Origin of the sequence: Olsenella profusa, from assembly GCF_016900315.1 — a bacterium.
GTDB classification, from domain to species: domain Bacteria; phylum Actinomycetota; class Coriobacteriia; order Coriobacteriales; family Atopobiaceae; genus Thermophilibacter; species Thermophilibacter profusus_A.
Window position 1 is genome coordinate 22,823 of record NZ_JACSNQ010000010.1, and the last position, 12,660, is coordinate 35,482.

Genomic DNA, 12,660 nt, shown 5'->3' on the forward strand with positions numbered 1-12,660 from the left:
AAGAACCCTCCGCTCGAAAATCGCGCCTCCTGTGCGCTCAGATGGCGCTCAAACCGGACAAATCCCGCTCAGGACCACACAGTTCGCCTTCTGTGCAACGCCGATGCACGGCGCGCGGCGTCTTCCGCGCGCCGGCCCCGCGACCGTGGGGTATCCTCGACTCTGTGAACACGAACCCGGGAGGTCCCCATGCCTGACGTCACCACAACCGCAACGTCCACAGACGCAACGCCCGCAGCCGACGGCCGCTTCGCCGCGCCCGATCCCGCGCTCGCCGTCGGCACGCGCCACGCCGGCTTCACCGTCGAGCGCGTCGAGCCCGTGCGCGAGCTCTCCGGCCAGGCCTACCTCATGCGCCACGACGCCACCGGCGCCCGCGCGCTGTGGCTGGCCTGCGCCGACACCAACCGCGCCTTCGCCATCAGCTTCAAGACCCCGCCTGCCGACGACACCGGCGTCTTCCACATCCTCGAGCACTCGGTGCTGTGCGGCTCGCGGCGCTACCCGGTGAAGGAGCCCTTCGTCAACCTGCTCAAGACGAGCATGCAGACCTTCCTCAACGCCATGACCTTCCCGGACAAGACCATGTACCCGGTGGCGTCCACCAACGTGACCGACCTCGAGAATCTCATGGGCGTCTACCTGGACGCGGTGCTGCACCCCGCGATCTACGTGCGCCCGCGCATCTTCGAGCAGGAGGGCTGGCACCTGGAGGCCGACGAGGCGGGCGACCTCAGCTACAACGGCGTGGTCTTCAACGAGATGAAGGGCGCCCTCTCCGACCCTGACGACGTGCTCTACCAGGAGCTCAGCCGATCGCTCTTCCCGGACACCGCCTACGGCCACGAGTCCGGCGGCAACCCGCGCGCCATCCCCACCCTCACCTACGAGGCCTTCCTCGACTCCCACGCGCGCCACTACGCGCTCCCCAACAGCTACGTGGTGCTCTACGGAGACCTGGACGTGGACCGCGAGCTCGCCCTCATCGACGAGCGCTTCCGCGAGGCGGCGGAGGTCGCCGGCGAGAAGGACCACGCGGCCACGACCCCCGCGCCCACCGTCGGCGCGCCCAACCCGCTCGACCTCCAGGCGCCCGTGCGAGCCGCCCGCCGCGAGGTCCGCATGGCGACGGCCCCCTCGAACTCCGAGATCGGCCTCTCCTACGTGCTCGGCACCGCTGCCGACCGCACGCGGGTGCTCGCCGTGGACGTTCTTCTCGACGCGCTCTGCGGCTCCAACGAGGCCCCGCTCAAGCGGCGCGTGCTCGACGCGGGCCTGGCCGACGACTTCTCCGCGACGCTCGTGGACGGCGTGCTCCAGCCGCAGGCGATGTTCGTGCTGCGCGGCCTCAGGCCCGGGGCGGGCGAGAAGTTCCGCGCGCTCGTGGAGCAGGCCTGCGCCGAGCTCGCCGAGGGCAGCATCGGGCGCGACAAGCTCGAGGCCGCGCTCTCCCAGGCGGAGTTCAACCTGCGCGAGGGCGACTGGGGCGGCTACCCCGACGGTGTGGCGCTGGCCATCACGGCGATGTCGAGCTGGCTCTACGACGACGAGCGCCCGCTCGACTACCTGCGCTACGAGGACGCCCTGGCCGAGCTCAAGGCGGGGCTTGACGAGGGGCTCTTCGAGCGTCTCCTGCGCGAGCTCGTCTGCGAGAGCGCGCACTGCGCAGAGGTGGAGATCGTGCCCGTCGAGGAGGGAAGCTCTGCCGAGGAGGCAGCCGAGCTTGCGGAGATCCGCTCGCGGATGGACGAGAGGGACCTCGAGGCCGTGCGGGCCGAGGTGGCAGCCCTGCGCGCCGAGCAGGAGGCCCCGGACGCGCCGGAGGCCCTGGCCACGCTCCCGCAGCTCACGGTGGCCGACGTGGAGGACCCGGCGCCCGAGCCCGCGCCGGCGGACGCGGAGGCGCCGCTTCCCTGCATAGCCCACGAGCTCAACACCCACGGGATCGACTACGTCTACCACTACTTCGACCTGCGCCGCCTGGACTTTGCCGACCTGCCCTACGTGGGCGTGCTCTGCGACCTGCTCGGGCGGCTGGATACGGCGCGCCACACGGCCTCCGAGCTCGACACCGCCATCGAGACCAACCTCGGCAGCCTGGACTTCTTCTGCGAGACCTACTCCCGCGACGACGACCTCTCCTACGCCGCGCCCACGCTCGTGGTGGGGGGCTCGGCGCTCGGCGAGAAGGTCGACGCGCTCGCCACGCTGCCCGCCGAGGTCTGGGGCACCACGCGCTTCGACGACCTCGACCGCGTCAGAGACGTCCTCACCCAGCGAAAGGTTGCCCTCGAGCAGTACTTCGTGAGCTCGGGTCACACCGCGGCGGCCACGCGGGCCAACACGTACTTCTCGTCCGCGGCGGTGGCGGCAGGCGCCATGAGCGGACTGGACTACTACCTCTTCCTGCGCGAGCTTCTCGGCAGCTGGGAGGAGCGGTCGGGCGCGCTGCCGGCGCGCCTGGGCGAGCTCGCGCGGCGCGTCTTCACGGCCGACGAGGTCACGGTGAGCTTCACCGGTTCTGCCGCCGACCGCGCGCGCTTCTGGGAGGCGGGCGGCTCGCTCGGGCTCGTCGCGACGGGCGAGGCGGCCCACCGGCTCGCCGTGCCGGCGCCCACGCCGAGAAACGAGGCCTTTATCATCCCCTCCGACGTGAGCTACGTGGTGCGCGCGCTCGGCCCGAGCGCGGCCGACGCCGGGACGCTCGGCTGCTGGCAGGTTGCCTCGCGCGCGCTCTCCTACGACTACCTCTGGAACGAGGTCCGCGTGAAGGGCGGCGCCTACGGCTGCGGCTTCCGCCACACGCGCGAGGGGCTGAGCGCCCTGTGGTCCTACCGTGACCCGTCCGTTGACGACACGCTCGCCCGCTACGACGGCGCGGCGGCCTGGCTTGCCGACTGGCAGCCGGGCCAGGCCGAGTTCGAGGGCTACGTGGTCTCCACGGTGGCGGCCCACGACGCGCCGGTCAAGCCCCGGCAGCTGGCGCGCCGCCAGGACGTGGCCCGCTTCGGCGGCCGTGCGGCGGGGTGGCGAGACGAGCTGCGCGCGCAGGAGCTCGCGGCCACGCCGGCGCAGGTGCGCGCGCTTGCGGCGGCGCTCGGCGACCCCGCGGCCACGCGCTGCGTCTGCGTCTTCGGCGGCCGCGACGCCATCGAGGCGAGCGGCGCAGGCTTCGACAGCGTGACAGAGCTCATCCGATGAGGGGGCACAGGGCGCTCCTCTCCCTCCTTGCCACCGCGGGAATCCTTGGCATAGCCACCCTCGCGGGCATGCTCCTGCGGGCAGCCCACCTACAGCAGGCAACGATCGTCATGGTCTACGTGCTCGCCGTGATCGGCGTGGCCCTCGCCACGCCGGGAGGCGCGTGGTGCCTCGTCGCGTCGGCCCTCTCCGTCCTTGCGTTCAACTTCTTCTTCGCGGCGCCGACCCTGTCGCTCACCGCGCTCGACCCGGCCATGCCGGGCACCTTCGCGGTCATGTTCGTGGTCGCGCTCGTCGCCGGGCGCCTCGCCGACCACCTCAGGACGCAGGCGAGTGAGGCGGAGGCCGCACGGGCGCGAACCCAGGCGCTGCTCGAACTCAGCGGCGACCTCCAGGACCGCACCTCGTCCGACGGGGTCGTGGCCGCCCTGGCGCAGGGGACCGCCCGCATCCTCGGACGCTCCCTCGTGTGGTACCCGTGCACGGGCCCCTCCCTCGGCGACGCCACGCCCTTTCCGCTCTCCCCGGGCACGTCCGTGGTCGAGGAGCGCCCCGCCGCGCTGCGCGCGCTCGCCAACAGGGGGCCCGTCGGGGCGACCACCGAGCTCTTCGGCTCCGCGTCGGGGCTCTACCTCCCCGTCGGCCCCACCGAGGCGCCCTACGGCGTCGCCGGCATCGTGCCCGCAGGTGACCTGTCCCCGGAGGCCGTCGAGCTCTGGCGCACGAGCTGCCGCCTCGCCGCCCTCGCCCTCGAGCGGGTGGACGCCGTCGCGGCGCGCGAGGAGGCGTCGGTCCGGGCGCGAGACGAGCGCACGCGCGCAGACCTCCTCCGCTCCATCTCGCACGACCTCCGCACCCCGCTGACCTCCATCTCGGGAAGCGCCGACGTCCTTCTCGCCGTGGGGGACTCGCTGCCCGACGAGCGCCGGCGGGCCATCCTCCTCTCCGTCAGGGACGACGCGGAGTGGCTTCGGCGGACGGTCGAGAACCTCCTCACGGTGACGCGGCTCGAGGACGGGGGCGTCCGTCCCCAGGCAGACTGCGAGCTCGTCGACGACCTCGTCGAGGAGGCGTTGCGCCACGTCTCGGCTGACGACGGGCACGCCGTCTCGTTCGAGCGCCCCACGGAGACGCTCCTCGTGAGGGCCGACCCCTCCCTCGTCGTCCAGGCCCTCGTCAACCTCGTCAACAACGCCCTCGCCCATACCCCGTCGGGCACGAGCGTCACCATCTCCGCCGCTCGCTCGGAGGATGGGGTCGACATCGTCGTGGCCGACGACGGGCCGGGCATCCCGGACGGCGAGAAGGACCGGGTCTTCGAGGCCTTCCACACCTCCGGTGGCTCGCTGCCTGACGGCACTCGGAGCGTCGGGCTCGGCCTCTCCGTCTGCAGGGCCGTCGCCCGCGCGCACGGCGGAGCCATCTCCGTCCGCGACCGTTCTCCGCACGGCTGCGCCTTCACGCTCACGCTCCCTCCCGAGGAGGTACCCGATGTCCACTAGCCACCCGTCCCCGCTTGTCCTCGTCGTCGAGGACGACCCCGCCATCTCAAGCCTCGTGTCGACGGCCCTCGAGGCCCAGGGGTGGTCCCCGGTCGTCGCCCGTGACGGGCGGGAGGCGCTCACCGCGGCGGCCGAGCGCGACCCAGCCGTCATCCTGCTCGACCTCGGCCTCCCCGACATGGACGGCGTCGAGGTCGTACGACGTGTGAGGTCATGGTCGGAGAGCCTGCCGATCATCGTCGTCTCTGCGCGCTCCGAGGACGCCGACAAGATAGGCGCGCTCGACGCGGGGGCCGACGACTACCTCGTCAAGCCGTTCTCCGTGGCGGAGCTCCTCGCGCGCGTGCGCGTGGCGCTCCGCCGCTCCGCCCACGGCGAGGGGCCCTCGCCGTCCGCCCCCGTCTTCGTGAACGGCCCGCTCGAGGTCGACTTTGCGGCGGGCCTCGCTCGGCTCGACGGGGAGGAGCTCCACCTCACGCCGATCGAGTGGCGCCTGCTCGTCCTTCTCTCCCGCAACGCGGACAAGGTCCTCACCCACCAGTACCTCCTGAGCCACGCCTGGGGCGAGGGGCAGACGGGGGATCTCGCCTCGCTGCGCGTAATCATGGCCTCCCTGCGCAAGAAGGTCGAGCGCGGGGGCGCGGGGGCGCGCTGCATCCAGACCCACGTCGGCGTCGGCTATCGGATGCTGCGCCTGGACCCCACGGCGCCCCACGGCGCCGACCCCGCCCACGACCAGCGGTCTTAATGTCCTCTTTATCTTGCGTTTCCCCAGCTTAACGGCATCTTTATGCTTGGGCCGTGTCATTGCGGCCGCGTCGCAGAAAGACGCGCGCGCGTTCCGGCGGCGGCACTAGTCTCTCCTCACGTAAGGCCGCGTGACCCGCGCGGCGAGGATTCAAGAGAGAGGGGGCCCACGTTGGAGGAGACGACCGGCTCCGCGCCCGTCGCGGTACGGCAGCTCACCGCCGACATGGTCTTCTCGGCCCTCGGCACGTCACCCGCCGGCCTCACCCAGGCCGAGGCGGAGACGCGCCAGGCCAGGCAGGGGAAGAACCTCATTGAGAGCGAGAAGGGACGCTCGCCCATCCTGGCGTTCCTTTCGAACTTCACGCACCTCATGGCAGTGCTGCTCTGGGTCGCCGGCATCATCGCCTTCGTGGCGGGGATGCCCGAGCTCGGGGTAGCCGTGTGGCTCGTCAACGTCATCAACGGGTGCTTCAGCTTCTGGCAGGAGTACCGTGCGGGCAAGGCCACCGACGCCCTGAAGAAGATGCTCCCGTCCTACGTCAACGTCATACGCGACGGCCAGGAGCAGAAGATCCTCGCAGAGGACCTCGTCCCGGGCGACGTGATGTCGCTCGCGGAGGGAGATAAGATCTCAGCCGACGCGCGCGTGGTACGCGCGTCTGACCTGCAGGTAAACCAGTCAACGCTCACGGGCGAGTCAAACCCGGTCCGCAAGACCGCCGACGCCGTGCTCGAGGAGGACCTCACGCAGGCCGAGACCCCCAACCTCATCTTTGCGGGCACGTCCGTCTCGGAGGGCAACGGCCGCGCGGTGGTGACGCGCATAGGCATGGACACGGAGTTCGGCAAGATCGCCCACCTCACCCAGAGCATGGAGGAGTCCGAGAGCCCGCTGCAGCTGCAGCTCAACCGGACGACCAAGCAGATAACCGTGTTCGCAAGCTGCATGGGCATCCTGTTCCTCCTGCTCGACACCTTCTTCGTGGGCAGCGGGTTCGCCCCGGCGTTCATCTTTGCGCTCGGCATGGTGGTAGCCTTCATCCCGGAGGGCCTGCTCCCCACGGTGACGCTGTCGCTCGCCATGGCGGTCCAGCGCATGAGCAAGCGAAACGCCCTCGTCAAGAAGCTCAACTCCGTCGAGACCCTCGGATCCACCTCGGTCATCTGCACGGACAAGACGGGGACCCTCACCCAGAACGAGATGACGGTAAACCACCTCTGGACCGTCTCCCACGAGTACGAGGTGACTGGGGTCGGGTACGCCCCCAAGGGGGAGGTGCTCTGCGACGGGAGGCGCGTCGAGGCCGCGGATGACGACGACCTGCTCCTGCTCGTCTCCGGCGGGGCCCTGTGCTCCAACGCCCGCCTGCTCGAGCCCGAGGAGGAGGGCGGGCGCTACACCGTGCTCGGCGACCCCACCGAGGCATGCCTCCTCGTGTCTGCGCGCAAGGCGGGGATCGAGCCGACCGAGCAGGAGCGCTCGTGGCCGCGAGTCCGCGAGCTGCCCTTCGAGAGCCGCCGCAAGCGCATGACGACGATCCACCAGCTTTCCGAGCCCCTCGACGGCGCAAGCCGCGTGGCCTTCGTCAAGGGCGCCCCCAACGAGATCGTCCGCCTCTCGACGCGGGCGCGCGTGAACGGCGAGTCCGTCGAGATGGCCGACGACCTGCGCGAGAAAATCATGGCGGCCAACGACGCCTACGCTGCGGACGGCCTGCGCGTCCTCGCCGTGGCCTATCGCCCCCTGCTCCCCACGGACGAGAGCATCCCGTCATCGCCGAGCGAGTACGATCCCGACAGCATCGAGCGCAACCTCACCTTCGTTGGCCTCGAGGTCATGCAGGATCCCCCGCGGCCCGAGGTGGCCGAGGCGGTGGCCCAGTGCCACCGAGCGGGCATCCGCGTCATAATGATCACCGGTGACTACGGCCTCACCGCCGTCTCGATTGCCCGCAAGATTGGAATCGTCCAAGGGGAGCGGCCGCGCGTCTTCTCGGGCGTCGAGCTCGAGAAGACGAGTGACGAGGAGCTGCGCGAGGCGCTCAAGGGCGAGGTCGTCTTCGCCCGCATGGCGCCCGAGCAGAAGCTGCGCGTGGTCGAGAACCTCCAGCAGATGGGCGAGGTCGTGGCCGTCACCGGCGACGGCGTCAACGACTCCCCCGCCCTCAAGAAGGCCGACATCGGGGTCGCCATGGGAATCACGGGCACCGACGTCGCCAAGGAGGCCGCCGACATGGTCCTCACCGACGACAACTTCGCCTCGATCGTCCACGCGATCGAGGAGGGGCGCGCCGTCTACGCCAACATCCGCAAGTTCATGCTCTACATCCTCAACTCCAACGTGCCTGAGGCGGTCCCGAGCGCGGTGTACCTGCTCTCCGGGGGTGCGGTCCCCCTCCCGCTCACCACGATGCAGATCCTCACCATCGACCTCGGCACCGACATGCTCCCCGCGCTTGGCCTCGGCTGCGAGGCCCCTGAGGCCGACGTCATGGACCGACCGCCGCGCAATCCCAAGGAGCCGCTGCTCAACGGCACCGTCATGCGCAAGGCGTTCCTCTGGTACGGGATCATGGGGAGCCTTGCCTCCGTGGCGGCGTTCCTCTTCGCCCAGATTGAGGGCGGCTGGCTCCCCGGGCTGACCATGTTCGGCGTCGGCGCCGACCTCGACCCGGTCTACGTCCACGCGACCACCATGTGCCTCGCCGCCATCGTGTTCACGCAGATCGGCCAGGTCCTCAACTGCCGCACCGAGACCGCGTCAGTCTTCTCGCGCGGGATTTTCTCGAACCGTCAAATCAACATAGGCATCGTGTTCGAGGTGTGCCTGATCGTGTTCATCACCCTGTTCCCGCCGTTCCAGGCCATCTTCCACACCGGGCCGCTCGGGCTCACCGACTATATCTTCCTCTGCTGCCTGCCGCCCATCGTGCTCGCGGTCGAGGAAGCTCGCAAGGCCCTGTTCCGTCACGTCAGGAGGCGTCGCGCCGAGCGCGCGGGCGCCGAGGAGAGGTAGGTATCCATGAACGTAATCGTAGTGGGCGCGGGCCACATGGGTAGGGGGCTCGCAGAGAGGCTCTGCCGACAGGGGCACAACGTTACCGTCATCGACCGTGACGTCGAGGAGCTTGACGAGCTCAGCGAGGGCTTCCGCGGTGAGCGCGTCGTGGGCGTGGGGTTCGACCGCGAGGTGCTCGCACGGGCCGGGGTCGAGCGCGCCAGCGCCGTCATCGCCTGCACGTCCTCCGACGAGGCCAACATCGTCATTGCCCGCGTCGCGCGCGGCACCTATCGCGTCCCCCGCGTGATCGCGCGGCTGTACGACATCTCCAAGGCGGAGGCGTACCGACGCCTGGGCATCCAGACCATCTCGACCACGGACTGGGGCATCCGTCACGCGTGCGAGCTGCTCACCTACCAGGAGATGGACACGGTACTCGAGGTGGGGTCCGGGGACGTGCAGCTTGTGCGCACCGACGTGCCCGCGCTGCTCGAGGGTAGGCCGGTGCGGGAGCTCAGCGTCCTCGGCGAGATCCAGGTCGTCGCCATCTCGCGAAACAACGAGACCTTCCTGCCGACGCTTGGGACGGTTCTCGAGCACGGTGACGTCGTCTACGCCGCCGTCGCGTCGAGCGCCTCCTCGAAGTTCGCTCACATTCTCGGCCGGATCGGATAGGGGGAGCCATGAAGATCATCATTGTCGGCGGGGGCAAGACGGGCACCTACCTCGCGTCACTGCTCGCCGAGGACGGGCACGACATCAGCGTCATCGAGTCGGACAAGCGTCTCGCCGCACGGCTGCGCGGGCACGGGGTGGCGTCGAGCGTCATCCTCGGCAACGGCGCCGACCCCTTCACCCTTGAGCGCGCCGGCGTCATGAAGGCCGACGTGGTCGTGGCCGCGACCGGCTCAGACGAGGTCAACCTCGTTGTCTCGACGCTTGCCAAGATGGAGTACGGGGTCGGCCGCGTGGTCGGCCGCGTGAACAACCCGGCCAACGACTGGATGTTCGACGAGAGCATGGGCGTCGACGTGGGAATCAACCAGGCCGAGATCCTCGCCCGCTCCGCCCAGGAGGGGCTCGACCTCAAGGACGTGTTCACGATCCAGAAGCTCGGCAAGGACGGCCACGCCGTGGTGCGCGTGGAGGTCCGCCCCTCCTCAAAGGTGGTCGGGACGGCCCTGCGCGACGTCGACCTCCCCGGCAAGACCATCCTCATCGCCGTCGAGCGCGGCGACAGCATCATCGTCCCCAAGGGAGACACGCGCTTCGAGGCCGGCGACAGGATCATAGCCTTCACCGACAGCGAGGGCCGCGCGCGGCTCCATCGCTCGTTCCAGTAGTCCCCTCCTCGCCTAGGGGTGCCCGCCCCTAGGCGAGGAGGTCTTCCAGCCCCAGCTTGGGGACGCAGTGGGTCCCGTCAGGCTCCCGCCAGTACGCGAGGCCGTGGTCGGTGTCCGCCCCCTCGAGGCGGACGCGCTCCCCCCTTGCCCCAACGGCGAGCACGAGCGCGGGAACGAGGCCCTCGGGAAGCCCGAGCTCCCCCGCGAGGCCGTCGTCGAAGCTGCGGAGCATGCAGCAACCCAGCCCGCGGGCGCAGGCGGCAAGGGCCATGGTCTGGGCGGCGATCCCCACGTCGATGAGCCGGACCGGGTTGGACGAGAGGCTGTCGGGGAGGCAGGCCACCACGTAGCCGCGAGGCTGCTCGTCCCCGACGGGGCCGTCCCAGTCTCGCAGGAGCGCCGCCCACCTCAGGTGGTCGAGGACCGCCTCGCACGCCTCCCTCCCGGAGACCACCTTGAAGCGGACGGTCTGCATGTTGTTACCGCAAGGGGCAAGACGGGCGGCGTCTACGAGCGCCTTCAGCTCGCCCGCGCCCAGCCAGTCGCCCGAGAAGCGCCGGTAGCTCCTCGAGGCAGCCACCAGCCCCTGGAAGTCGGCTCTGTCCATCTCAGTCTCCCTCCCCGCGCTCGGCCCACAGTGGGCCGTCGATAAGGCCAAGGCGCACGCAGGCGTTCCAGAGCCCGTCGGCGTCCACGTGGTCGGTCACGTAGGTCGCGGCCGCGCGGGCCGCCTCGCCGCCGTTGCCCATGGCCACCGACGTGCCCACCACGCCGAACATGTCCACGTCGTTGCCGCCGTCGCCGAAGGCCACGCACTCGCGAGGGTCCAGCCCCAGCTCGTCCATCATGATCTTGACGCCCACGTCCTTGCCGCCGTCGCGCGGGATCACGTCCACGAAGAGGTCGCTCCAGCGCGTGGTCTTGCAGTGGCTCGTGGCGTCCAGCAGCACCTGCTCCTCGCCGGGGGCGAGAAACGCGTTCAGCTGGTAGACGTCGTGCGTGAGCGCGCGGGTGATGTCGCGCGCCTCGTAGTGGTTGTGCGCGATCTCCGCAAGCGCCCGTACGCGCTCGTCGACCTTGTTCACGTACATGCCATCGCGCTCCATGAAGAGGCAGGTGTAGAGACCGTCTTGGACCTGGCGCACCGTGGAGGCCACGTCGTCGGGGTCAAGCGGGTTGGAGTGGACCACGCGGCCCTCGTACTCCACGAGCTGCCCGTTGAAGGTGACGAACCCCGCAAACCCCGTGAGGTCCACCAGGTCGAGCAGGTAGCTCGTGCGGCCGGTGGCCAGCACCGGCAGGATGCCCGCCGCGCGCAGGCGCCGCACCGCCTCGCGGGTGGACTCCGGCTCCACGCCGCGCGCGTTGCTGAGCATCGTGCCGTCCACGTCCAGAAACACCGCGCGAACCGGCGCAGGGGTCCCCCACGAGCCCGGCGTCACCTCAAGGTTCTTCTCGCCCATGCACCCTCCTGAGAAAGACACGACAGACCGTCCGGCCGAATCGTCACATGCCGGCCGCGGCGATGGCGTCGACGGCCTCGCGCAGCCGCTCGGGCGGCATCACGAGCGCCATGCGGACGTAGCCCTCGCCGGACGGGCCGAAGCTCGCGCCCGGCGTCACGATCACGCCGGAGCGCTCCATGAGCTCCAGCGCAAAGGCCGTCGAGTCCTGCCGGCCGCCCGGGATGCGCGCCCAGACGAACATCGAGCCGTGCGCGTTGGGGCGCTCCCAGCCGATGGCCTCCAGGCCGTCGCAGAGGGCGTCGCGGCGCTCCTGGTAGAGCAGGCGCTGACGCTCCACGGAGTCGCGCGGGCCGGTGAGCGCGGCGATGGCGGCGTCCTGCTCGGGGTAGAACATGCCGAAGTCGATCTGGCCGCGAAGCTTCCTCGCGGCGGCCACCACGTCCGGGCGGCCCACCAGGAAGGACAGGCGCGCGCCCGTGACGTTGAAGGACTTGGAGAGCGAGAGGAACTCGACGCCCACCTCGAGCGCGCCGGGATATGACAGGAAGCTGCCGCCAGCCGGCCCGTCGAAGACGATGTCGGAGTAGGCGTTGTCGTGGATCACGATGAGGTCGTGCTCGAGCGCGAAGGCGATGACCTCCTCGTAGACCTCCGGCGTGCCCACCGAGCCCACGGGGTTGGCCGGCAGCGAGACGATGAGGTAGCGCGCCGCGTCGGCCACCTCCTCCGGAACGTCGGCCAGGTGCGGCAGGAAGCCGTGCTCGGCCGTGAGGCGGTAGTAGGCGGGGCGCGCGCCGGCGAGCAGCGTGGCGTTCTGGAACACGGGGTAGCACGGGTCCGGCACCAGCGCCACGTCACCGGGGTTCACGAGCGCGGCGCACACGTGGACGAGGCCCTCCTGCGTGCCGCGGCAGCTCATCACCATGTCGGGCATGATGCCGTCCACGCCGTAGCGGTCCTTGTAGTAGGCGCAGACGGCCGCGAGGAGCTCGTCCTTGTCATGCAGGGAGTAGCGCCAGTTGGCCGGGTCGGCCGCGGAGGCGAGAAGGGCCTGGACCACATGGGCCGGCGGCTCGAAGTCGGGCGTGCCCACCGAGAGGTCGTACACGCGGCGGCCGGCCGCCTCCAGCTCGCGACGGCGCGCGTTGAGCGCGGCGAACACCTCGTCGCCAAACAGGTCAAGACGCTGAGAGAACTCCATGGCACCCCTCCGACGTTTCGGGACTTACGCGGCGCGGGGCCCGCCCGCACACGCACCTCACACTCTATCCCAACCGCCGCGCCGACGCGGCGGGAGGAGTCGCGCAATGAAGGCGGTGCCCGCCCGCCGACGCGCCTGCCGTTCGTCGGGCCGTTCGCGGAGCCTCTACAATTTTTTGAGGAAATGCTTTTTGGAG

The 12,660-nt window shown here is 70.3% G+C and carries 9 protein-coding genes; 6 read left to right on the plus strand and 3 right to left on the minus strand.

Features of this window, described 5'->3' with window-relative positions; all coding sequences use genetic code 11:
* Positions 1–189 precede the first annotated feature (189 nt).
* From H9X80_RS05805 to H9X80_RS05830, 6 genes are all read left to right on the plus strand, one after another.
* A complete protein-coding gene (locus tag H9X80_RS05805) occupies positions 190–3,201 on the plus strand; it encodes an insulinase family protein (protein ID WP_204793399.1) in 3,012 nt (1,003 codons plus the stop codon).
* Positions 3,198–4,703 carry an ATP-binding protein gene (locus H9X80_RS05810; RefSeq protein WP_204793400.1) on the plus strand — a complete coding sequence of 502 codons (1,506 nt, stop codon included), beginning with the start codon at positions 3,198–3,200 and terminating at the stop codon, positions 4,701–4,703. The genes H9X80_RS05805 and H9X80_RS05810 overlap by 4 nt, the downstream gene beginning before the upstream one ends.
* Positions 4,693–5,451, plus strand: coding sequence for a response regulator transcription factor (locus H9X80_RS05815; RefSeq protein WP_204793401.1), 759 nt, complete (start codon positions 4,693–4,695; stop codon positions 5,449–5,451). Before H9X80_RS05810 ends, H9X80_RS05815 begins: the two co-directional genes overlap by 11 nt.
* Positions 5,452–5,622: 171 nt before the next feature.
* Positions 5,623–8,469, plus strand: coding sequence for a cation-translocating P-type ATPase (locus tag H9X80_RS05820; protein WP_204793402.1), 2,847 nt, complete (start codon positions 5,623–5,625; stop codon positions 8,467–8,469).
* 6 nt (positions 8,470–8,475) lie between these two features.
* Entirely contained in the window at positions 8,476–9,129 is a 654-nt protein-coding gene (locus H9X80_RS05825; protein WP_204793403.1) for a potassium channel family protein, read from the plus strand.
* Between the two features lie 8 nt (positions 9,130–9,137).
* Complete coding sequence (locus H9X80_RS05830) at positions 9,138–9,797, plus strand: potassium channel family protein (RefSeq protein ID WP_204793404.1); 660 nt, start codon at positions 9,138–9,140, stop codon at positions 9,795–9,797.
* Positions 9,798–9,825: 28 nt separating this feature from the next.
* On the opposite strand, the gene H9X80_RS05835 is transcribed toward H9X80_RS05830, so the two are convergent.
* Genes H9X80_RS05835 through H9X80_RS05845 form a run of 3 tightly spaced genes read right to left on the minus strand, consistent with a single transcriptional unit; the run spans position 9,826 to position 12,464 of the window.
* On the minus strand, positions 9,826–10,404 hold the full coding sequence (locus tag H9X80_RS05835; protein ID WP_204793405.1) for a nitroreductase family protein: 579 nt from the start codon (positions 10,402–10,404) through the stop codon (positions 9,826–9,828).
* Position 10,405: 1 nt separating this feature from the next.
* A complete protein-coding gene (locus H9X80_RS05840) occupies positions 10,406–11,260 on the minus strand; it encodes a Cof-type HAD-IIB family hydrolase (protein ID WP_204793406.1) in 855 nt (284 codons plus the stop codon).
* Positions 11,261–11,303: 43 nt separating this feature from the next.
* Positions 11,304–12,464 carry a pyridoxal phosphate-dependent aminotransferase gene (locus tag H9X80_RS05845; RefSeq protein ID WP_204793407.1) on the minus strand — a complete coding sequence of 387 codons (1,161 nt, stop codon included), beginning with the start codon at positions 12,462–12,464 and terminating at the stop codon, positions 11,304–11,306.
* Between the last annotated feature and the right edge of the window lie 196 nt (positions 12,465–12,660).

Coding starts and splice junctions, on each gene's coding strand:
- H9X80_RS05835 (WP_204793405.1), bottom strand. CDS start 10,404: ATGGACAGAGCCGACTTCCAGGGGCTGGTGGCTGCCTCGAGGAGCTAC.
- H9X80_RS05825 (WP_204793403.1), top strand. CDS start 8,476: ATGAACGTAATCGTAGTGGGCGCGGGCCACATGGGTAGGGGGCTCGCA.
- H9X80_RS05830 (WP_204793404.1), top strand. CDS start 9,138: ATGAAGATCATCATTGTCGGCGGGGGCAAGACGGGCACCTACCTCGCG.
- H9X80_RS05805 (WP_204793399.1), top strand. CDS start 190: ATGCCTGACGTCACCACAACCGCAACGTCCACAGACGCAACGCCCGCA.
- H9X80_RS05815 (WP_204793401.1), top strand. CDS start 4,693: ATGTCCACTAGCCACCCGTCCCCGCTTGTCCTCGTCGTCGAGGACGAC.
- H9X80_RS05840 (WP_204793406.1), bottom strand. CDS start 11,260: ATGGGCGAGAAGAACCTTGAGGTGACGCCGGGCTCGTGGGGGACCCCT.
- H9X80_RS05845 (WP_204793407.1), bottom strand. CDS start 12,464: ATGGAGTTCTCTCAGCGTCTTGACCTGTTTGGCGACGAGGTGTTCGCC.
- H9X80_RS05810 (WP_204793400.1), top strand. CDS start 3,198: ATGAGGGGGCACAGGGCGCTCCTCTCCCTCCTTGCCACCGCGGGAATC.